This window comes from Streptomyces sp. DH37 (genome assembly GCF_029813835.1).
Taxonomy (GTDB): domain Bacteria; phylum Actinomycetota; class Actinomycetes; order Streptomycetales; family Streptomycetaceae; genus Streptomyces.
In genome coordinates, this window is record NZ_JARVKV010000007.1 from 1 (window position 1) to 20821 (window position 20821).

The 20821-nt window shown below is 73.9% G+C and carries 18 protein-coding genes; 9 read left to right on the forward strand and 9 right to left on the reverse strand.

The window, feature by feature from the left end; all coding sequences use genetic code 11:
* The first annotated feature begins 325 nt into the window (after positions 1-325).
* Positions 326-1237 (forward strand): LysR family transcriptional regulator, encoded by a 912-nt coding sequence (locus QC029_RS05835; RefSeq protein WP_279554323.1) that lies wholly within the window; start codon positions 326-328, stop codon positions 1235-1237.
* Between the two features lie 158 nt (positions 1238-1395).
* Positions 1396-2070, forward strand: coding sequence for a pirin family protein (locus QC029_RS05840; protein ID WP_279554324.1), 675 nt, complete (start codon positions 1396-1398; stop codon positions 2068-2070).
* A 461-nt stretch (positions 2071-2531) separates the two neighbouring features.
* Here QC029_RS05840 and QC029_RS05845 read toward each other — a convergent pair whose 3' ends face one another.
* A complete protein-coding gene (locus QC029_RS05845; RefSeq protein ID WP_279554325.1) occupies positions 2532-4175 on the reverse strand; it encodes a peptidoglycan recognition protein in 1644 nt (547 codons plus the stop codon).
* A gap of 836 nt (positions 4176-5011) precedes the next feature.
* On the opposite strand from QC029_RS05845, the gene QC029_RS05850 reads away from it, so the two are divergent.
* Positions 5012-5464 carry a hypothetical protein gene (locus QC029_RS05850; RefSeq protein WP_279554326.1) on the forward strand — a complete coding sequence of 151 codons (453 nt, stop codon included), beginning with the start codon at positions 5012-5014 and terminating at the stop codon, positions 5462-5464.
* A 73-nt stretch (positions 5465-5537) separates the two neighbouring features.
* Here QC029_RS05850 and QC029_RS05855 read toward each other — a convergent pair whose 3' ends face one another.
* From QC029_RS05855 to QC029_RS05865, 3 genes are all read right to left on the reverse strand, one after another.
* Positions 5538-6869: an SGNH/GDSL hydrolase family protein gene (locus QC029_RS05855; RefSeq protein ID WP_279554327.1), complete on the reverse strand. Its 1332-nt coding sequence runs from the start codon at positions 6867-6869 to the stop codon at positions 5538-5540.
* 352 nt (positions 6870-7221) lie between these two features.
* On the reverse strand, positions 7222-7935 hold the full coding sequence (locus QC029_RS05860) for a type 1 glutamine amidotransferase (RefSeq protein ID WP_279554328.1): 714 nt from the start codon (positions 7933-7935) through the stop codon (positions 7222-7224).
* A gap of 16 nt (positions 7936-7951) precedes the next feature.
* The gene (locus QC029_RS05865; RefSeq protein WP_279554329.1) at positions 7952-8770 is read right to left on the reverse strand and encodes a serine hydrolase; all 819 of its coding nucleotides are present in this window, start codon (positions 8768-8770) and stop codon (positions 7952-7954) included.
* Positions 8771-8870: 100 nt separating this feature from the next.
* Between QC029_RS05865 and QC029_RS05870 the strand changes: the two genes are divergently transcribed.
* Both QC029_RS05870 and QC029_RS05875 read left to right on the forward strand, forming a co-directional pair.
* Complete coding sequence (locus QC029_RS05870) at positions 8871-9374, forward strand: MerR family transcriptional regulator (RefSeq protein WP_279554330.1); 504 nt, start codon at positions 8871-8873, stop codon at positions 9372-9374.
* 6 nt (positions 9375-9380) lie between these two features.
* On the forward strand, positions 9381-10406 hold the full coding sequence (locus QC029_RS05875) for an aldo/keto reductase (protein WP_279554331.1): 1026 nt from the start codon (positions 9381-9383) through the stop codon (positions 10404-10406).
* A 66-nt stretch (positions 10407-10472) separates the two neighbouring features.
* Here QC029_RS05875 and QC029_RS05880 read toward each other — a convergent pair whose 3' ends face one another.
* The 3 genes from QC029_RS05880 to QC029_RS05890 form a co-directional block, all read right to left on the reverse strand.
* Positions 10473-11369, reverse strand: a complete 897-nt coding sequence (locus QC029_RS05880; RefSeq protein WP_279554332.1) for a DUF4429 domain-containing protein — start codon at positions 11367-11369, stop codon at positions 10473-10475.
* 56 nt (positions 11370-11425) lie between these two features.
* Entirely contained in the window at positions 11426-12559 is a 1134-nt protein-coding gene (locus QC029_RS05885; protein WP_279554485.1) for an alpha/beta hydrolase, read from the reverse strand.
* A gap of 296 nt (positions 12560-12855) precedes the next feature.
* Positions 12856-13590 carry a TetR family transcriptional regulator gene (locus QC029_RS05890; protein ID WP_336621559.1) on the reverse strand — a complete coding sequence of 245 codons (735 nt, stop codon included), beginning with the start codon at positions 13588-13590 and terminating at the stop codon, positions 12856-12858.
* A 115-nt stretch (positions 13591-13705) separates the two neighbouring features.
* Here QC029_RS05890 and QC029_RS05895 point away from each other — a divergent pair, with 115 nt between their 5' ends.
* Both QC029_RS05895 and QC029_RS05900 read left to right on the forward strand, forming a co-directional pair.
* Positions 13706-15307 carry an MFS transporter gene (locus QC029_RS05895; protein ID WP_279554333.1) on the forward strand — a complete coding sequence of 534 codons (1602 nt, stop codon included), beginning with the start codon at positions 13706-13708 and terminating at the stop codon, positions 15305-15307.
* A gap of 140 nt (positions 15308-15447) precedes the next feature.
* Positions 15448-15879, forward strand: coding sequence for a peptidase inhibitor family I36 protein (locus QC029_RS05900; RefSeq protein ID WP_279554334.1), 432 nt, complete (start codon positions 15448-15450; stop codon positions 15877-15879).
* Here QC029_RS05900 and QC029_RS05905 read toward each other — a convergent pair.
* Positions 15860-16666: a potassium channel family protein gene (locus QC029_RS05905; protein ID WP_279554335.1), complete on the reverse strand. Its 807-nt coding sequence runs from the start codon at positions 16664-16666 to the stop codon at positions 15860-15862. The two genes, QC029_RS05900 and QC029_RS05905, sit on opposite strands and share 20 nt — an antisense overlap.
* Before the next feature lie 60 nt (positions 16667-16726).
* Here QC029_RS05905 and QC029_RS05910 point away from each other — a divergent pair, with 60 nt between their 5' ends.
* Positions 16727-17020 carry a small hydrophobic protein gene (locus QC029_RS05910; protein WP_279554336.1) on the forward strand — a complete coding sequence of 98 codons (294 nt, stop codon included), beginning with the start codon at positions 16727-16729 and terminating at the stop codon, positions 17018-17020.
* An 87-nt stretch (positions 17021-17107) separates the two neighbouring features.
* Here the strand turns inward: QC029_RS05910 and aceE are convergent, their stop codons facing one another.
* Complete coding sequence (gene aceE, locus QC029_RS05915; RefSeq protein ID WP_279554337.1) at positions 17108-19840, reverse strand: pyruvate dehydrogenase (acetyl-transferring), homodimeric type; 2733 nt, start codon at positions 19838-19840, stop codon at positions 17108-17110.
* Between the two features lie 420 nt (positions 19841-20260).
* Between aceE and QC029_RS05920 the strand changes: the two genes are divergently transcribed.
* Complete coding sequence (locus tag QC029_RS05920; RefSeq protein ID WP_279554338.1) at positions 20261-20701, forward strand: DUF3052 domain-containing protein; 441 nt, start codon at positions 20261-20263, stop codon at positions 20699-20701.
* The last annotated feature ends 120 nt before the right edge of the window (positions 20702-20821 follow it).

Below are 20821 nucleotides of genomic sequence, written 5' to 3' on the forward strand. Positions count from 1 at the left end.
CCCGACCGCGCTCCAGAGGGGCGAGGCGGGTGCCGCCGGGGGGCGGGCGGGCCCCGGCGCCGAGAACGCGCAGGCGCGCGACGCCCCGGGAGGCGGGAGCGCCCGGAGCGGACCCGCACGGCCCCCCCCGCTCCGGCGGGACCCGCGGGTAAGCCCCCCGGAACCGGGGGGTCGGCACCCGTTCCGGGTCCCCCCCGCGATCCGGACCGCGGCGGGAACGCGGAACGGGTTGCCGCCCGCGGGCCCTGCGACGATCGTCGTGCACCTGCGGACCCAAGTCAATCCTCCGGTTTCCTCACCGCATCCAAGGGATAGCTTGGGTCTCATGACCCTCGACGACCTCCGTGTCTTCGTGGCCGTGTGCCGGGCGGGCAGCCTCAGCGCCGTCGCCCGGGACCTCGGCCGCAGCCAGTCCGCGGTGAGCCAGCACGTGAAGCGGCTGGAGCGCGAGACCGGCGTCGGCCTGCTGGAGCGCCAAGCGCGCGGCGTCGTGCCCACGGCCGCCGGGCGCGTCCTCCAGGCCGCCGCGGCCGACGGCATCGCCGGACTCGACCTCGCCCTGCGCCGTCTGGGGGACCTCGCGCGCGGCGACGCCGGCTCCGTGCGCGTCACCACGGGCGCGACGACGGTGCGGCACTTCATGTCCGAGGCCGTCGTCGAGTTCCGTCGGCGCCACCCCGGGGTGCGGCTGGAGTTCCAGACCGAGAACTCCAGCCGCAGCTGCTTCGACGCCCTCACCGCCAACGACCTGGACCTGGCCTGGATCACCGTCGGCGCCCCGGTGCGGGGCATCGAGCAGCGGCCCGTCGTGGACCTGCCCTGGGTCCTGGCCGTACGCGCCGACGACCCGCTCGCGGCGCGCTCCCGCATCGAGGCCGCCGACCTCGCCGGCATCCGGCACATCCGGCTCCCGGAGAACTCCACCTCCCGGGCCCGGCTGGACGCGGCCTTCGCCGAACTGGGCGTCCGCGTCAGGTCCGACACCAGCGTGGCCGACTGGGACACGGCCGTCCTGCTGGCCGAACTCGGCCTCGGGCACGCCGTCGTACCGGCCCTGCCCGGCTGGCGCGTCCCCGGCGCGGACGGCCCCCTGCGCCTGGTGCCCGTCCCCGACCTGCCGCCGCTGTCGGCGGGCTGGGCCGTCCGCCGCTGGGACGCCCTCACGCCGATCGCCCGCGCCTTCGCGGACACGGTCGCCCGCACTTGCGCGCAGAGGGGCGGCGCGGGCCGGCCGTAGCCGGCCTCCCGTCCGCGCCGTCCGCGCCGACGGGGCTCGGCGGGGCTCGGCGGGGATTCGGGGAGGCCCCGCGGCGGGCCGCCGATCGGGCCGGGCGGATCCGCGTGGGGGACACGGCCGCCGCACGGCGTGCGGGCCCGTCCGCGTACCGTGGAGGAATGCTGCACATATGGCGTGGTGCGGACCGTTATCGGGGCGGGGACCCGGCGGCCGGCATCGAGACACGGCACGCCTTCTCCTTCTCCGGCTTCTACGACCCGTCCAACACGCGCTTCGGACTGCTGGTCGCCTGCAACGAGGAGCGGCTCGCACCGGGCGCGGGCTTCGCCGAACACCCGCACGCGGACGTGGAGATCGTCTCCTGGGTGGTCGAGGGCGAGCTGACGCACGAGGACTCGGCCGGACGCCGCGCGACCGTCCGGCCCGGCGACGTGCAGCGGCTGAGCGCCGGGCGCGGCATCCGGCACGTGGAGCGCAACGCGGGGGACGAGCCGCTGCGGTTCGTGCAGATGTGGCTGGTGCCGGGGGTGTTCGGGGGCGACGCGGAGTACGACGTCGTGCGCGGCATAGCGGACAACACCCCCTACGCCCTGGACCGCGCCGACGCGGTGCTGCACGTGCGGCGGCTGGGCGCGGGGGAGCGCACCGCGGTACCGGACGCGCCGTGGGTGTACGTGCACGTGGTGCGCGGCGGGCTGCGCGTCGGCGGGGAGTCGCTGGAGGCCGGCGACGCGGCGCGGATCACGGACGCGGAGTCACTGGAGGCGTCCGGGAGCGAGGCGGGGGCCGAGGCGCTGATCTGGGAGATGCACTCGGAGCCGTCCTACGGCTGAGACGGACCGTCCGCGGCGGGCCCCTGCACGGCGGACTCCTGCACGGCGGACCCCGGTGCGGGGAGCGCGCCGGAGCAGGTGGCGCGCCCGTAGGAGCCGAAGGCGGTGGAACGCCGGACGTGCCCGCCGCGGACGGCGAGGGCGCAACCGGCCTCGCCGCCCTCCTCGCCGAGGGGATGCTGACGGTGGGCTCCTCGCCCAGGGGGACCTCCACGGTCTTCCTCCGGGGCAGCGTCACGTCCGAGGCGGCGAGGTGCCGACCGAGGAGGTCTCCGGTGCGCTGACCAAGTCGTACCGGTACAGCCCCTGGGGCGAGCGTCTGTCGCAGGTCAAGCACAGCAGCGACGGCACGACGGAGGCCCGGGCGGGCAAGCTCGCCCGGACCGCGGCCGGCTGGGGCAGCGGGGAGTACGGGACCGGTCCTGCTCCTGGTTCCGGTTCCGCTCGGTCGCGGAAGCGGGTCAGGAGGACGCGGCGGCCTTGGTGCGGATGGCCGGGAGCTGGGAGTAGAGGTTCACTCCCGGACACAGGGTCGCGTAGCCGTCGCGGTGGCCGGAGATCCGGTACAGCGTCGCCCGCTCGCCCTTCTTCCAGACGCCCGTGTCGGCGGCTGCGGTGAGCGTCACCTCGCCGGCCGGGTCGGCGCCGTACAGGCCGAGCTTCCAGCCGGAGATCCGGGCGACGGCGTCCAGCGCGGCCTGGGTGGGCCGACCGCCGTCCTCGTGGTCGCCGAGCAGGGAGACACCGGAGGAGTAGCCGTTGAAGCCGTAGGTGTGGGCGCCCTGGACGGCCTTGTCGACGCCTCCCGCGCGGCCCTCGAAGATCGTGCCGCACTTGTCGACGAAGAAGTTGTAGCCGACGTCGTTCCAGCCGTTGGTCTTGACGTGGTACGTGAGGATGCCCCGGACGATGGAGGCCGATTCGGCGCAGGTGTAGTCGTTCGTGCCGGCGGTGTGGTGGACGAAGACGGCGTCCACCCGGCTCAGGTAGGAGGGCGGGTCCTCGACCAGCGACTCGTCGGCGCCCCACTGGGCGCGGCTGACGATCCGCGGTGTCCGTGTCCCGGACGGCTCGGGGGCCGGTGCGGTGGTGGACGGCTCGGTGGTGGGTTCGGTGGTGGGGCTCCGGGTGGGCTCGGGGGAGGGTTCCGGACCCGGGTCGCCGGTCGGCTCGCCGGTGGGGGTCGGTTCGGTGGAGGGTTCCGGACTCGGGTCACCGGTGGGCTCCCCCGTGGGGGCCGGTTCGGTGGAGGGCCCCGGGCTCGGCTCCCCGGTGGGCCCGGTGGTCGGCTCCCCGGTGGGGTTGGTGGAGGGTTCCGGACTCGGGTCGCCGGCCGGCTCGCCGGTGGGGGCCTCCGTGGTGGGTCGCTGGGACGGCTCCGGGCTGGGCTCGGGCTCCTCCGTGGCGGGGGCGGAGGCGGACGGCTCCGCGGAGGGCTCGCCCCGGCCGGGCTCCGGCTCCGTCGAGGGCTGCTGCGACGGCTCCTGCGAGTTCCCGCCCCCGCTCATGTCGCCGACCTTGCGCCAGCCGTTCCCGATGTCCTCGCCCAGCATGCCGGGGTCGATCGTCACCAAGCGGAGCCCGCCGGGCAGTTCGGCCGAATCCCCGCCGTCCGCCAGCACCCGTGCCTCGACCCCGTCGGACTTGCCGACCCACAGGGGCTCGGAGGCCCCGCGCACTCCGCTGCCGTCGCCCTCGTCGGTCTCCGGCGGCCGTATGCCGAGGTCGAGGTCCCGCCACCGCGTCCACTGCCCGGTCTCCGCGCTGCGGGTGCGGACCTGGGCGGTGCCGTCGAGTTCGGCCTCCGGGTCCTCCCAGGAGACCCCGAGCAGGGAGAAGGGCCGGGTGTCCTTGCGCGGCACCGAGCGCTTCCCCGGATCGCCGCCCTGGAACGCCTCGGTGTACGCGGCCACGGGCCGCATCCTCCCGCTCCGGGTCTGCTCGTCCGAGGTGCCCGAGGTGCCCGAGGTGCCCGAGGTGCCCGAGGTGGCGGTGACGGCGACCGTCGTCACCACCGACGCCCCGAGCACGACGGAGCCGACCGCCAACCAGGTCCGGCGCTTCGTGTCCGCCGGCCGGCGGGTGCGGCCTCTCTTCGATCCCACGTGTTCCCAACCCCCTCTGGAAGATCCCGGTGCGTCCGGTGGCCGCTGCCGGTCTGGCTCCGCCCGTTCGGCGTTCGGCGGGTTCGGGCCCGGACGCGGACAGCGGACGGGAGCGGCCGTACGGGCGGCACGGGTCGCGCGCGGCGGCTCGTCGTACGCGCCGGGGCGCTGTGGACACCGGCGGTTTCCGCCCCTCGTGGCCCGCCGGCCGCGGCACGCCCGGCCCGTCCCGGGGCGGCGGCACCGCGCCCGGTACGTACGGCAGGCCGGAGCGCGGCCGTCCGTCCACTGTCGGACGGGCCGGTTATACCCCAGTGGATCACCGTGCGTCATGCGTGGGGGCAAAGGCCGGAAAAGGTGCGGAACGGCAGAGGGCGGAGGGGTGGAGTGGGCCGGGGCGGGGCGGCCCCTGGTTCCGGTGCGGGTGGCCGCGGCCGCCGGCACCTCCCCCGAACCGGACGAGAAGGTCCGTCACCACCAGGGGATTCGCGAGGACCGCGGCCGGGGCCGGGGCGGCGCCACACGAACGGGAGGGCGGTTCCGCATGGCCACCCGGGGAGCGTGCGCCCCGATGCCGCTCGGCCTCCGGCGGGGGGCGTGTACGGCTGAAGTTCACGTGGAGTTCCTCCGGGCGAGAGGCCGGCGAGGCCTCCTCGCCCCGGCCTCGCCGGACGGCTCTGCTGACGCCGCGTAAACATGAGTACCGCCACATCCCGAAGGCGTGACCAGGCAGTACGCGGCGGCGCTCGGTTGGTGGGGGGTGGAAGGACCCTTCCACGGGCGGCGTCCGGCGCACCGCTGCCCGGTGCCGGACCGAACGCGAGGGGAGACGTTCCATGGGCACGCGGACCGCAGCGGAACCCACGGCCGAGGAGATGCGCGGGCACGTGACGGAGTTCGTCACGGGCTTGACGGCGGGGAGGGCGGGGCACCGGTTGCCCCTGGACTACTCCGTGAACAGCCTGCGCATCGTGGACGCGGTCATCGGCGGCATGCGCCGCCGGGGCACGGAGCCCGGGCAGGTGACGGAAGCCCTGTTCGGCCTCGGGGGATACGTGGGGGAGGTGATGGTCCGGCACGCCGGGGCGGTGTGGGTGGACTTCGACGCGGCGCAGCGCGAGCGGTTCGGGCAGCCGGTGGGCGTGCGGATGCCCGACGGGCGCGTGTGGAATCCGCCGGGCAGGGTGGTCAACCGCTTCGCGTACGGCCCGCAGGAGTCGGTGCGGACGTTCTTCCTGCTGCTGCACGGCCGGGCCCGGTCCGGCGAGGCCGACGGCTCCACCGCCTGACGCCCTCGGCCCGTCCACGGCCGCTCGCGGCGATCGTGGCCGGGCCCGGGCCGGGTCGGCGGAGCCGGCCGGCCTAGCGGAACAGGTGGCCGGGGACGGCGGCGGCGAGCAGGCCGTAGCCGTACGGGTTCAGGTGGAGCCGGTCGCCGTCGTGGACGTCCGGCCGGAGCCGCTCGGGGGCGTTCGGATCGCGGACGGCGCGGTCGAAGTCGATGACGGCGTCGAACCGGCCGCTGGTGCGGATCCACTCGTTGACCGCCTGCCGGGCGCTCTCGCGGTGCCCGGCCGGGTCGTCGTACATCTCGTTGCCGCCGAAGGGCAGCAGCGTCGCGCCGTGGACCTCGATGCCCTTGGCGTGGGCGCGGGTGACGATCTGTTCGTAGGCGGCGATCAGGTCGGCCGCGACCCGCTGCTGCGCGGCCTCGGTGGCCTCCGCGGTGCCGATGTCGTTGACGCCCTCGAAGACGATCAGCGACTCCACCCCGGTCTGCGCCAGCACGTCACGGTCCAGCCGGGCCAGGACGTTGGGGCCCAGACCGTCGTTGAGGACGCGGTTGCCGCCGGCCGCCTGGTTGAGGACGGCGAGGCCGGAGGTGCTCCGGCGGGACTGGAGGCGGTCGAACCACTGGTCCGGCCAGCGGTCGTTGCCGTTGGTGGTGGAGCCGCGGCCGTCGGTCAGGGAGTCGCCCAGGACGGCGACCGCCCGGGTGGACTTCGCCGACCACGTCTCGACGCCGCTGAGGAAGTACCAGTGGTTCGTCGGGGTGGCGCCCGGCAGGTCCTCGGCTCCGACGTGGTCGCCGCGCAGGAGGTGGGAGGTGGTCCGGGAGCCGGGGTGGGAGGTGATGTCGTTCGACGCCTGGCCCTCGGCCAGGTAGAGGGTGACGGCGAGGTTGGACCCGGGCGCGACCTTCAGGTCCACGGGGTCGGAGACCGTCTGCGCCCCGACCGGGACCACCGTCGAGGGCCTGCCGCTGAAGGTCAGCGGACGGGAGGTGCCCGGGCGTATCGCGCCGACCCCGGCCTTCCCGCCCTCCGGAAGGGCCACGGAGGCGGCGGTGATGGGCAGGGCCGCGCCGCCGAAGGCGTTGGAGAAGCGCAGCCGCACCCTGTCGCCGCCGACCGTGACGCGGACGGTCTGCCGCAGCGTGGTGTCGTCCATGACCAGCCCGTCCTCGGTGAAGGGGGCGGGCGGCATGTTGTGCGGCTCGGTGAGCTGCGGCATCGACGTCCAGGTGTTCACCCAGTGCCGCGCGGCCTTCTTCGACGCCGCCGGGGTGGCGGAGGCGTGGGAGCCGGGGCGTTCCCCGGTGTCCAGGGCCCCGGTGGCGTGGGAGGTCAGAAGAACGGTCGCGGCGAGGGCTCCCGCGGTGAGCAGGCTCGTCAGGGACGATCTCCGTCTCATGGGCTGTCCGACCTCCAGGGTCCGTTGCCGTCCGGTGGGCGTGAGCGACCCTAATCGGCCCGGGCGGAAAGACAAGAGGAATTCGTGAACTCGCCTGATTAATTTGCTCGATGAGGCCACAGGGGCCGCAGGGAGGCGTCGGGCGTCCTCGGGCGGGGTCTTGAGGGCCGCCCGCGGTGGAGGCGGCGAGGGGGACCGGCGCCCGGGAGCGCGGCTGTGGAGGGGATCGCGGCGGGACGGGCGGCTCGCCCGGCGGGCCCCGGGAAGGGGAGCGCGAACGGAGCGCGGCTGGCGGGGGGGGGCGTTTGCGGCCGTAGCGACTTCACCGGCCGGGAGGCCGTCCCCGGTCAGCTCAGCCGTCGCGTACGAGCGAGGCGAAGCGGAGGGCGACCGTGCGCCACACCTCGGCCGAGGCGGGCTCGTCGGCCTCGGCCCGGCGTACGGCCTCGGCGGGGTCGAAGCCCAGGCGCCGCAGCCGCTCCGGGTCCCACGTCCGCACCTGCGCGGCCGTCGCCTCGGGGTGGAACTGCGTGCCCCACGCCCGGTCGCCGACGGCGAACGCCTGGTACGGGCACCGCTCGCTCTGCGCCAGCCACCGGGCGCCGGGCGGGAGCGCGGTGACGGCGTCGACGTGGTTCTCGATCGCGGCGGTGCGCTCGGGCAGGCCGTGGAAGAGCGGGTCGTCGGCCGCCTCGGGCCGCAGCGCCAGCGGTGTGCTGCCGATCTCCGGCCGGCCGTGCTCCGCCGCGACCGCGCCGCCCGCGACCCGGGCCAGCATCTGGCCGCCCAGGCAGATCCCGAACACCGGGACGCCGCCGTCCAGCGCCTGGGCGACCAGGGCGCGGGTGGGGGCGAGCCAGGGGGCGCGCGCGTCGTCGTCCGGCAGATAACCGCCGCCGAGGACGAGGAGGCCCCGGTGGCCGTCCAGCCGGTCGGGCAGCGGCTCGCCGTCGTACGCGCGGACGACGTCCGGCGCCAGGCCGCCCTCGGCCAGCCAGGCGCCGAACCGGCCCGGCCCGCCGTTCGGGGTGTGCTGCACCGTCAGTACGCGCGGCCGCCCGCCCATGCTCCGCTCCTCCGCGTCAGCTCGTGCGCAGCTCGGCCAGCACCGCGTCGGTGAAGGGCGGCCACGCCTCGACCGCCCAGGGACCGAAGGCGCGGTCGGCCAGGGCCACGCAGGCGGCGCCCGCGTCCGGGTCCACCCACAGGAACGTACCGGCCTGCCCGAAGTGGCCGAAGGTGCGCGGCGAGGAGGAGGCGCCGGTCCAGTGCGGGGACTTGCCGTCGCGGATCTCGAAGCCCAGGCCCCAGTCGTTGGACTTCTGGTTGCCGTAGCCGGGCAGGACGCCGGAGACGCCGGGGAAGGCCACGGAGGTGGCCTCGGCGACGGTGCGCGGGTCCAGCAGGCGCGGGGCCTGGAGCTCGGCGGCGAAGCGGACCAGGTCGGCGAGGGTGGAGACGCCGTCCTTGGCCGGGGAGCCCGGCAGCTCGGTGGCGGCCATGCCCAGGGGGACGAGGACGGCCTGGCGCAGGTACTCGGCGAAGGGGATGTCGGTGGCCTTGGCGATGTGGTCGCCGAGCACCTCGAAGCCGGTGTTGGAGTAGATCCGGCGGGTGCCGGGCCCGGCCATCGCGCGGTGCTCGTCGAAGGCGAGGCCGGAGGTGTGGGCGAGCAGGTGCCGCACCGTGGAGCCCTCGGGTCCGGCCGGCTCGTCCAGCTCGATCGCGCCCTCCTCGACGGCGACCAGCGCCGCGTACGCCGCCAGCGGCTTGGTGACCGAGGCGAGCGCGAAGCGGTGGCCGTCGGGGCCGTGCGTTCCGGCCACCGTGCCGTCGGCGCGTACGACGGCCGCCGCCGCCGTCGTGACAGGCCAGTTCTCGATCGTGCGCAGGCTCTCCATGGCCCTGAGCCTAACGCGGGGCGGTGGAGGCGGACGTGGCGGGATTTCGCCGTCGCCACCCGCTTGCCTGGAGCGCACTCCAACTCCGTAGCGTTCCCCCATGACCGTGACGCAGACGCAGACGCAGACGCAGGCGCAGACGGGGACGGACACGGGCGGGGACGCCGGGGAACTGCGGACGGACGCGTGCGCGACGGCGGAGGTGGCCCATCCGCGGCCGGACGGGCAGGACCGCTACACGATCAGCGAGGTCGCCGCGTTCACCGGCCTGAGCGCCCACACGCTGCGCTGGTACGAGCGGATCGGGCTGATGCCGCACATCGACCGCTCGCACACCGGCCAGCGCCGCTTCACCAACCGCGACCTGGACTGGCTGGCCTTCGTCGGCAAGCTGCGCCTGACCGGGATGCCGGTCGCGGACATGGTGCGCTACGCGGAGCTGGTGCGCGCCGGCGACCACACCTTCGAGGAGCGGCAGGAACTGCTGCGCGCCACCCGCGAGGACGTCAGGCGCAGGATCGACGAGCTGCGGAGCACGCTGGCGGTCCTCGACTTCAAGATCGAGTTCTATGCGGACGCCCGGCGGGCGTCGGAGAGGTTCTGAACCCGTATGAGCACGGAGAAGACCGGACGGATCGCCACGGCACGGCTCGGCGCGGACGGCCCCGACGTGGGCGTCCAGGGCCTGGGCTGCATGGGCATGAGCTTCGCCTACGGGCCCACGGACGCCGGCGAGGCCCGCGCCACGCTGGAGCGCGCCCTGGAACTGGGCGTCACGCTCTACGACACCGCCGACATGTACGGCTTCGGCGAGAACGAGAGGTTCATCGCGCCCTTCGTGAGGGCGCACCGGGACGAGGTGGTGGTGGCCACCAAGTTCGGCATCGTCATGGACCCGGCGGACCCGGCCAGGCGCGGCGTCCGCAACGACGCCGCGTACGTCAGGCAGTGCGCCGAGGGCAGCCTGGAGCGGCTCGGCGTGGACGCCGTCGACCTGTACTACATGCACCGCCGCGACGTGGGGGTGCCGATCGAGGAGACCGTCGGCGCCATGGCCGAGCTGGTGGCCGAGGGCAAGGTCAGGTGGCTCGGGCTGAGCGAGGTCACCGGCGACGAACTGCGCGCGGCGCACGCGGTCCACCCGATCGCGGCGATCCAGTCCGAGTGGTCGGTCTTCAGCCGGGACGTGGAGCGCACGGCGGTGCCCGCGGCGAAGGAGCTGGGCGTCACCTTCGTGCCGTACTCGCCGCTGGGACGCGGCTTCCTGACCGGCTCGTTCACCGACGCGGAGAAGGAGCTGAGCAGCGACGACTTCCGGCGCACGATGCCCCGCTTCACCGGGGAGAACGCGGTGGCCAACGCCGCCCTGCTGGAGCCGCTGCGCGCGATCGCCCGGGCGCGCGGGATCACGCTCGGGCAGGTCGCGCTGGCATGGGCGCAGCAGCGGGCCGCGGTGCACGGGCTGCCGGTCGTCCCGATTCCGGGCACGCGCAGGCGCGCCCGGGTCGAGGAGAACACCGCCGCCACCCGCATCGAGCTGACGGCGGACGAACTGGCCGCGCTGGAGCCGATCGCCGCACGGGTGGCGGGCGGGCGCTACGCCGACGTGAGCTTCACATCGGCGGGGAGGGAGTAGCGGGCCGGGCCGTACGCGCGGGGCCGCCGGGCCGCGGCGCGGCCGGTCATGGCGCGGCCGGCCGCGTCACAGCTCGGCGAGGAGCTCGGCCTTCTTCGTGCTGAACTCGTCGTCGGTGAGCAGCCCGGCCTCGTGCAGCTCGCCCAGGTGCCGGATGCGGTCGGCGATGTCGGCGGGGGCGGGCCGGACCGGGGCGGACGGGGCCGCCGCGCGGGGCCCGGACGCCGCCGTCTCCAGGGCCGGTGCGGGCTCGGCCGCCCGTACCGCCTCCAGCACCGAGGCCGCCAGCGGCAGCGACTCGTGCACCAGGCCGTAACCCAGCCCGAAGACGACGGCCGCCGGATCCTGGTCGGCCTCCGGGTGCTCCCGGTCGTCCGTCTCGCCGCGGCGCACCAGCCGCAGGTGGCCGCCCATGACCTCCGGCGAGCGCCACTCGACGCCCTGCAGCTCGCCGACCGCGAACGACTGGTCGCCCGCCTTCCACTTCGCCGAGGAGGCACCGGTCCAGAACCAGCGGAAGGACACCGTCCGCCCGTCGAAGGAGACCTTGCCGTCGTACGCCTTGAACTGCAGCGGAGCGGCGGGGGCGGCGACCAGGTGGCGGTCGGCGGGCTCGTCCGCCCGCGGGCCGAGGACGGAGGCCAGCTCGCTGATCCAGGCGGCGGCCAGGGGCTCGCGCTCGGCGGGGAGCACCAGGCGGTACGGGTCGCTGGTCTCCCTGAGCTGTCCGGCGGCGGCCTCCACCAGCGGGTCGGCGCCCGGCCGCGGCTCGGCGCGCAGTACGACCGTGCCCCTTCTGGTGCCGGGTGCCAGCTCCACCGACCTCAGCGCCTCGTAGGGGACGCGCCGCTCGCCGAGTACGTGGAACAGCTTCGGAGTGCGGATTCCCCGTTCGAAGCGGATGAGCACGGAGTCGGTGTCGAACTCCCAGGAGGAGTTAATTCCGGCCAGTACGTCACCCATACGGGTCATCGTATGCGCCGGTGCCCCGGCCGTCCCCCTCCGCCGTGCCGCACGCGTCACAGCTCGTCCACCCGGTGGTAGGCCCCCGTACCCACGGCCGCCATGTTGGCCAGGCTCCCGGTGCCCGGCTCGAAGTACCCGGTGTGGCCGGTGGCGCCGTCGGCGGCCAGGCGGTGGGCGCCGAAGGCGGGGGAGAGGGGGTCGGCACCGTGGCCGAGCCCGCCGAGCTCCAGGTACGGCACGTCCGCGATCCAGTCGCCCTCGCTGCGCATCGCCCATATCCGGGCGCCCGTCTCCAGCTCGTCCGCGCGGTCGGCGCGCATGCCGGGGCTGCCGGCCACGGTGATGTCGGTGACCCGGCCCGGCAGGCGCTCCTCCCGCCCGCCGGCGGCCATTCCGCACACCACCGAGCCGTAGCTGTGGCAGAACAGCGCCACGGTGGAGCGGCCGGGCAGGCTCTCCAGGAAGGAGACCAGCCGCCGGGCGCCCGCCGCGGCCAGCTCGCCGGACGCGGCGTCCACGCCGACGCCGCGCGGCGCGGTGTAGTCGGCCCAGGCGACGGTGGCCGTGCGCACCCGCGGGGCGGTGGCGCGTTCGCGGTGGTGCAGCGCCCGGGCCATGCCGACCGGGGCGGAGTACCTGCGGTGGGTGCGCTCGAAGGTCAGCAGCTCGGTGTCCGCGCCGGGCACCACGACCGACACCCGCTGGGCGCGCTCCAGATCGCCGAGGACCTCCACGGCCCGGCCGCGGCCGGTCGGGTCGAAGGCGAGGATCCTGCGTCCCGCGCGCATCAGCGAGGCGAAGCGGTGCATCCGGCGGGTCGCCTCGTGACGCCCCTCCTCCGTCAGCCGCTCGTCGGTCGTCCGGCGGTGCTCGGCGGCGCGGGCGCGGGCGAGCGCGATCCGGTTGGCGCGGTAGCGCAGCGCGACGGGTACGCCGTCGAGGTTGCCCACCACCAGGGGGTGGCGGGCGGCCAGGCGGTCCTGCTGGGTTCCGGTCAGACCGCGGAAGAAGCGGGCGACGAGGCGGGGCGCGGCGTCCGGGGCGGGCAGGGGCCTGCCGCCGATGCGGCCGTCCCGCCAGGCCAGCAGGGCGGCGGTGCGCGTCCCCGGCTCGGGGTGGCGGTCCCGTACGGCCGTCCAGCCGGAGGTGACCAGCAGCACCAGGACCACCGCGAGGGCCGACAGCACGCGGTGGGGAGCGCGCGGGGCGGTGCCGGCGCCCGGGCCGACGCGGCCGTCCGGGCCGGTTCCGTCCGTCGTGCCGCCGGTGGCCGGCGTGCCGTCGGCGGTGTCCGCGGCTTCATTCGGGTGCGCGTCCGGGTGCGTGTCGGTGGCGTGCGAGGGGGCGTCGAGGAAGGGGATGGGAGTCACTGGACCGCCACCCTAGGAGAGGCCCGCGAGGACACGCCCGCCGCGTGATCCATCTCACGTTTCGGGAACGCGAACGTACCCGAGCGGGTGAACGGCGGCGGGCCGCCCGGCCGTCACTCCCGGTGCGGGGAAGCCTGGGAGGACCGGGGAGTCCGGGAAGTCCGGGGAGCCTGGGAGGTCCGAGGGGGCCGGGAGGACGGGGGAGGGGGCCCCGCGTTCCGCGGGGCGGGCGACCAGTCCTCGGTCAGGGCGGGGCCGAGGTGGCCGATGTACCCCTGGAAGAGCCTGCGCGCGCTCTCCGTGCTGATGTCCGGGCCGGCGGCCCAGCGGCGTCCGGCGAGCTGGAGCACCCCCGAGAAGGCGGCGACCAGCACCTGTGGTCGCGGGTCGCTCCCGGGATCGACCCCGGCGCGGCGGGCGATCTCGGCGACGAGCCGGTCCTCCTGCTCCGCGGAGTGCCGCAGATGGGCCGCGATCAGGGCCGGGGTCGTCTCGATGACCCGCCACATCCTCATGTAGAGGTCGAGCGGTACGACCTCCTGGATGGCGTCGCCGATGCCGTCCCAGGCGGTGCCGAGCGCGTTGCCCAGGACCTGCAGGGGCGTCTCGTGGCCGGGACGCTCCTCGACGGCGGTGAAGAACCGGTCCTCGACCGTCCGCAGGAGGGCGAAGGCGACCTCCTCCTTGTTGGCGAAGTAGCGGAAGAAGGTCCGCTGGGAGACGTCCACGGAGGCGGCGATCTCGTCGACCGTGGTGCGCTCGTACCCCTGGGCGACGAACAGTTCGTGTGCCGTACGGACCAGCGCGTCCCGGGTGCGCCGCTTCCTGCGCTCGCGCGTTCCGGTCACCCGGCCACCTCCTGCTGTCCCAACGGTGCCGGTCACCCTACCCGCGGGCCGTGTGACGGCTCGTCGGCACATATCGACCTCCAAAGTGTCAGCCGCTGACACTAGGCTCTCGGCCATGACTTCCAAGACCGCCTCCGTCACCCCCGGCGCACCGGAGTCGGACACGCCCGCCTCCCGTGCCGGACTGCGCGGCCACCCCTGGCTGACCCTCCTCGCCGTCGCGCTCGGCGTGGTGATGGTGACCCTGGACGGCACCATCGTCGCCATCGCCAACCCCGCCATCCAGGCGGACCTCAAGGCCTCGCTCGCCGACGTCCAGTGGATCACCAACGGCTATCTGCTCGCCCTGGCCGTCTCGCTGATCACCGCCGGCAGGCTCGGGGACCGCTTCGGCCACCGCCAGACCTTCCTCGTCGGCATCGTCGGCTTCGCCGCCACCTCCGCCGCCATCGGCCTGTCCGAGGGCGTCGCGATGGTCATCGCCTTCCGGGTGCTCCAGGGTCTGTTCGGAGCCCTGCTGATGCCCGCCGCCCTGGGCCTGCTGCGCGCCGCCTTCCCGGCCGAGAAGCTCAACATGGCGATCGGCATCTGGGGTGCGGTCATCGGCGCCTCCACCGCCGCCGGCCCGATCGTCGGCGGACTGCTGGTGGAGCACGTGAGCTGGGAGTCGGTCTTCTTCATCAACGTGCCCGTGGGTCTGCTGGCCGTGCTCCTGTGCCTGGCGATCCTGGTGGACCACCGGGCGGAGAAGGCCCCCCGCTCCTTCGACGTCCCCGGCGTCGTCCTGCTGTCGTGCGCGATGTTCTGCCTGGTGTGGGCCATCATCAAGGCGCCCGAGTGGGGCTGGGGCGACAGCGCGACGCTGTGGTTCCTCGCGACCGCGGTGGGGGCCTTCCTGTCCTTCCTGCTCTGGGAGGCCAAGGTCCGCGAACCCCTGCTGCCGCTGGGGATGTTCCGTTCCGTCCCGCTCTCGGCGGGCACCGTGCTGATGGTCCTGATGGCCTTCGGCTTCATGGGCGGCCTCTTCTTCGTCACCTTCTACCTCCAGAACGTCCACGGGATGAGCCCGGTGGACAGCGGACTGCACCTGCTGCCGCTGACCGCGATGATGATCGTCTCCTCGCCCGTCGCCGGAGGGCTGATCACCAAGGTCGGCCCGCGCCTCCCGCTGGTCGGCGCGATGCTGGTCACCGCGGTCGCCATGTTCGGCCTGTCCACCCTGGAGCGGGGGACCGGCACCCTCGAGATGTCGCTGTGGTTCGCCGTCCTCGGCCTCGGCCTCGCCCCGGTGATGGTGGGCGCCACCGAGGTCATCGTGGGCAACGCCCCGATGGAGCACGCCGGGGTCGCCGGTGGTCTCCAGCAGGCCGCCATGCAGGTCGGCGGCAGCCTCGGCACGGCGGTCCTGGGCGCCGTGATGGCCTCCCGGGTGCACGAGGCCCTGCCCGAGCAGTGGGCCGACGCCCAGCTCCCCCCGCTGCCGCCGCAGGACGCCGAGCGCCTGGCGGAGGCCGCCGAACTCGGCATCGCCCCGCCCGCACCCGAGGGCACTCCCGGGCAGGTGGCCGAGGCCATGGTCCAGGTGGTGCACGACTCCTTCCTCTCCGGCATGGGCCTGGCCTTCACCCTCGCCGGCATCGTGGCCGCCCTGGCCGCGGGCGTCGCACTGTTCACCAAGGGCGGTCAGCATGGCACGGAGCCCTCGGTGCACATCTGAGACGGCGCCGGCCTGTGGACAACCGGCCGGCTGTGGACAACTCCGTTACCCGTCCCGGTGAAACGGCCGGTCTGCTCTTGGCAGGCCGGCCGGCCCGTGTCGAAGCTGATCGCACAACGACCGACACGGGGGAGACCCACATGCGCCACACGCACCGCACCGACGCGCACCGCACCGGCGGAAGTCGCAGCGCCGCGCTGCCCACGGCCCTGCTCACGGCCCTGCTCACGGCGGCTCTGCTCACGGTCCTGACGCCGCAGACCGCCGCCTCGGCGGCGGCGCCGGTGCCGAGGCTGGGGGAGTGCGCGGCCGGGGAGCTGTGCCTGTGGGAGCGGGGGGACTTCAAGGGACCGCGCCACACCCATGAGCTGGCGGACACCGACATCGAGAGCTGCGTGCCGCTGTCCGGGGGCGCGTCCGCCGCCTCGCTCGCCAACCGCACCGGCCGGCCCGTCACGGCATACCAGAGCGCGGAGTGCGCCGAGACCGGCGAGTTCGACACCTACCCGTCGGGCTCCTGGGCGCCGCGGACGGACTACCGGGTGCGGGCCGTCAAGATCTGGGAGAGCTGACGTGGCCCGCGGCACCGGCCACCGGTCCGCCCCCGGCCCCACCGGAAGCCGTGCGCCCGCCCCGCAGCTCGGCGACCTCAGCCCGCAGGGCCCGCACCTCGGCCGTCAGCGCCTCGATCGCTGCGGTCTGCCGCTGTTCCCCGGCCTCCTCCTCGTCGAACCGCGCGATGAACCAGGCGGCGATGTTCGCGGTGACCACACCGAGCAGGGCGATCCCCGAGAGCATCAGCCCGATGGCCAGCAGCCGGCCCAGGCCGGTGGTCGGTGCCAGGTCGCCGTAGCCGACGGTGGTCATGGTGGTGAACGACCACCACACCGCGTCGCCGAGCGTCGTGATGTTGCCGTTCGGCGAGCCCCGCTCGACCTCCAGCACGGCCAGCGAGCCGAACACCAGCAGTCCCGCGCAGGAACCGGCCACATAGGTGGTCACCCGTACCCGGGAGGCCATCCGGGCCCGCTGCCCGACCAGCAGCAGGGCGGAGACCAGCCGCAGCAGCCGCAGCGGCTGGAGCAGGGGAAGCAGTACGGCCAGGAGCGCGAGCGGCTGGCCGCGGACGAAGACCCACTTCCGCGGGGCCAGCCAGAGCCGCACCGCGTAGTCCAGCGCGAAGGCCGCCCAGACGCTCCACTCCACGGCGCGGCACGCCTCCCGCGCCCACGGAGCGATGTCCGTGCGCACGATCGGCACGGCATAGGCGACGGCGAAGAGGACCGACAGCAGCAGCAGAGGTCCCTGTGTCCGGCGCTCCCAGCGCTCCTTGGCCCGTATGTCCGCCATGCCCGGCATCGTACGGGGGGTTCGGGGTATCCGGAGCCACAGCCCGGTCCTACGACCCTGGGAGGGAAGATGACGGGCACGCGGTACTTCGAAGGCAAGCGGCGCGGCGGTGGGGACCTCACCGGGGACGAGCGCTCGACGTTCGGTGTCATCGGTGTGGTCTGCGCGGTCGCCGGATTCTTCGTGATGGGCTTCGTGCTCGGCCCCATCGCGATGGTCTGCGGCTGGCTGGCCATGGGCCGCCGCTGGACCGGAACCCGCTCGGTGCCGGCCCTGGTGGCCGTGGTCCTGGGCGCGATAGACACCGTCCTCGGTGTGGGGTGGCTCCTCGCCGCCTCCGGCTCGTGGGGGCTGTGGCCATGACGGCGCGGTACGCGTGACGCGCCTCGGCCCCGGCCTGGAAGCCGGGGCCGAAGCGCGTCGGCGGAGTCCGCGGTCGGGCGTCGGGCGTCAGGCGTCCCCGCCCGCCGGGCCCGGGTCGGCCGCGGCCACGTTGAGCAGCTGGTACCGGTCGATGGCCTGCTTGAGCACCGACCGGTCCATCTTCCCCTCGCCGGCCAGCTCGGTGAGCACGCCCAGGACGATCGACTCGGCGTCGATGTGGAAGAAGCGCCGGGCCGCGCCGCGGGTGTCGGCGAAGCCGAAGCCGTCCGCGCCCAGCGACTGGTAGCGGTTCGGCACCCAGCGGGAGATCTGGTCCGGTACGGAACGCATCCAGTCGGAGACGGCCAGCACCGGGCCCTCGGTCTCCTGGAGCCTGCGGGTCACGTACGGCACCCGCTGCTCCTCCTCCGGGTGGAGCAGGTTGTGCTCCTCGACCGTGACGGCTTCACGGCGCAGCTCGTTCCACGAGGTCGCCGACCAGACGTCCGCCCGGACGTTCCACTCCTCGGCGAGGATGCGCTGGGCCTCCACGGCCCAGGGCACCGCCACGCCGGAGGCGAGGATCTGCGCCGGGATCGAGCCGCCCTCGCCCTGCTTGTACCGGTACAGGCCCTTGACGATGCCCTCGACGTCCACGCCCTCGGGCTCGGCGGGCTGCTTGATCGGCTCGTTGTAGACGGTCAGGTAGTAGAAGACGTCCTCGGCGTTCTCGCCGTACATCCTCCGCAGACCGTCCTGCACGATGTGGGCGATCTCGAAGCCGAAGGCCGGGTCGTAGGCGACGCAGGCCGGGTTGGTGGAGGCCAGCAGCTGGGAGTGGCCGTCGGCGTGCTGCAGGCCCTCGCCGGTCAGCGTGGTGCGGCCGGCGGTGGCGCCGAGCACGAAACCGCGCGCGAGCTGGTCGGCCATCTGCCAGAACTGGTCGCCGGTGCGCTGGAAGCCGAACATCGAGTAGAAGACGTAGACCGGGATCAGCGGCTCGCCGTGGGTGGCGTAGGCCGAGCCCGCGGCGATCAGCGAGGCCGTGCAGCCGGCCTCGGAGATGCCGTCGTGCAGCATCTGGCCGTTGGGGGACTCCTTGTACGCCAGCAGCAGCTCGCGGTCCACCGACTCGTAGGTCTGCCCCAGCGGGTTGTAGATCTTGGCCGACGGGAAGAACGAGTCCATTCCGAAGGTGCGGTACTCGTCGGGGGCGATCAGCACGAACCGCCTGCCGATCTCCTTGTCCCGCATCAGGTCCTTGAGCAGCCGCACGAACGCCATCGTGGTGGCGACCTGCTGCTGGCCGGAGCCCTTCTTCACCGTGGCGTAGGTCTTGTCGCCCGGCAGCACCAGCGGCTTGGAGCGGTCCACGCGCCGGGGCGTGAAGCCGTCCAGCTCGCGCCGCCGGTCGTGCATGTACTGGATCTCCTCCGAGTCCCGCCCCGGGTGGTAGTAGGGGGGCAGGCCGGACTCCAGCTCCTTGTCGGAGATCGGCAGGTGGAGCCGGTCGCGGAAGCGCTTGAGGTCCTCGACCGTCAGCTTCTTCATCTGGTGGGTGGCGTTGCGGCCCTCGAAGTTCGGACCGAGGGTCCAGCCCTTGACCGTCTGGGCCAGGATCACCGTCGGCTGGCCCTTGTGCTCCCGGGCCGCCTTGTAGGCCGCGTACACCTTGCGGTGGTCGTGACCGCCGCGACCCAGGTGCAGGATCTGCTCGTCGGTCATGTTCTCGACCATCTTCCGCAGCCGGTGGTCGCCGCCGAAGAAGTGCTCGCGGATGTACGCGCCGGTCTCGGTGGCGTACGTCTGGAACTGGCCGTCGGGGGTGGTGTTCAACTTGTTGACCAGCACACCGTCGCGGTCCTGGGCCAGCAGCGGGTCCCAGGAGCGGTCCCAGATGAGCTTGATCACGTTCCAGCCGGCGCCGCGGAAGTACGACTCCAGCTCCTGGATGATCTTGCCGTTGCCGCGCACCGGGCCGTCGAGCCGCTGGAGGTTGCAGTTGACCACGAAGGTCAGGTTGTCCAGGCTCTCGCGGGCGGCCAGGGAGAGCTGGCCGAGCGACTCCGGCTCGTCCATCTCGCCGTCGCCCAGGAACGCCCACACGTGGCAGTTGGAGGTGTCGGCGATCCCGCGGGCCTGCATGTAGCGGTTCAGCCGGGCCTGGTAGATCGCGCTGATCGGACCGAGGCCCATGGAGACGGTCGGGAACTCCCAGAAGTCCGGCATCAGCCGCGGGTGCGGATAGCTGGACAGGCCGTTGGGGGCCTTCGACTTCTCCTGGCGGAACCCGTCGAGCTGCTCCTCGCTGAGCCGGTCCAGCAGGAAGGCGCGGGCGTAGATGCCGGGCGAGGCGTGGCCCTGGAAGAAGATCTGGTCGCCGCCGTCGCCGCCGTCCTTGCCGCGGAAGAAGTGGTTGAAGCCCACGTCGTACAGCGAGGCCGAGGAGGCGAAGGTGGCGATGTGGCCGCCGACCCCGATGCCGGGCCGCTGGGCGCGTGAGACCATCACGGCCGCGTTCCAGCGGGTCGCGTTGAGGATCTTGCGCTCGATCTCCTCATTGCCGGGGAAGAACGGCTCGTCCTTGGTCGCGATGGTGTTGACGTAGTCCGTGCTGCGCATCTCCGGCACGGCCACACGCTTCTCGCGGGCGCGCTCGATGAGGCGGAGCATCAGGTAGCGGGCACGTTCCCGGCCCCGCTCGTCGACGGCGGCGTCGAGCGAGTCGAGCCACTCCCGGGTCTCCTCGGGATCGAAGTCCGGGACCTGGCTGGGAAGGCCACCAATGATGATCGGGTTGCGATCGGATCCGGAAGCCACGCTGTTCCTTCGCTGTTCGGTCTTGCTCTGCTGGGATGTCGCGCCGTCTCCCATCGTGTACCGCTGGGGCGGATACGTCATCTCTACCGAGTGGTAACCCCACTCCGTGAGACGCCCGGGTGCCCGGGCCCGTGCGGCCGGGGCGTGAGGCGGCCGAACGGCAACCCTACGCCCATGGGGGCCGCGGTCGGCGCACGGCCGTTCGAGCCCATCCTCATTCGCCATCCAATGGGGCAAAATAGGCGTACGGGTGTGCCGCGCACCACAGCGGTTCAGGCGGTGTGCGGCGACACGTCAACGTTTGGGCGGGATCAGCGGCCGGGTACTTGCGCGATCGGTCCCGCCCGTGTGGACTACGCCCAATGCCCCGCGCGCCCGCGCGGGCACCACGCACTTTCGAAAGATGACAGGAGGCAATCCGTGAGCGCGACCGCGGACCACGCGGAGGAGCGGACCAACCCCGCCGCAAGGCTGGGTTTCCAGCCCGGGCAGGTGGTCCAGGAGCTCGGTTACGACGACGACGCCGAGCAGGCCCTCCGCGAGGGAATCGAGGCCATCACGGGCCAGGAACTCGTCGACGAGGACTACGACGACATGGCCGACGCCGTGGTGCTGTGGTTCCGCGAGGATGACGGCGACCTGACGGACGCGCTGGTGGACGCCATCACGTTGGTCGAGGACGGTGCCCCGGTCTGGCTGATGACGCCGAAGACCGGACGGCCCGGGTACGTCGAGCCGAGCGAGATCGGCGAGGCGGCCCAGACCGCCGGCCTGGCCCAGACCAGCACCGTCAACGCCGGCAAGGACTGGACCGGCAACCGCCTGGTCACCCCGAAGACCGCCCGCAGCGGCAAGCGGTGATCCACCGCTGACCCCCCGGCTCCGAGACCGGGCCGAGCCCCCGTACGGCGCCCGCCGTGCGGGGGCTCGCCGCTTCCGGGGCCGGTACGGGGCCTGCGTAGGGTGGAGGCGTCACCTACA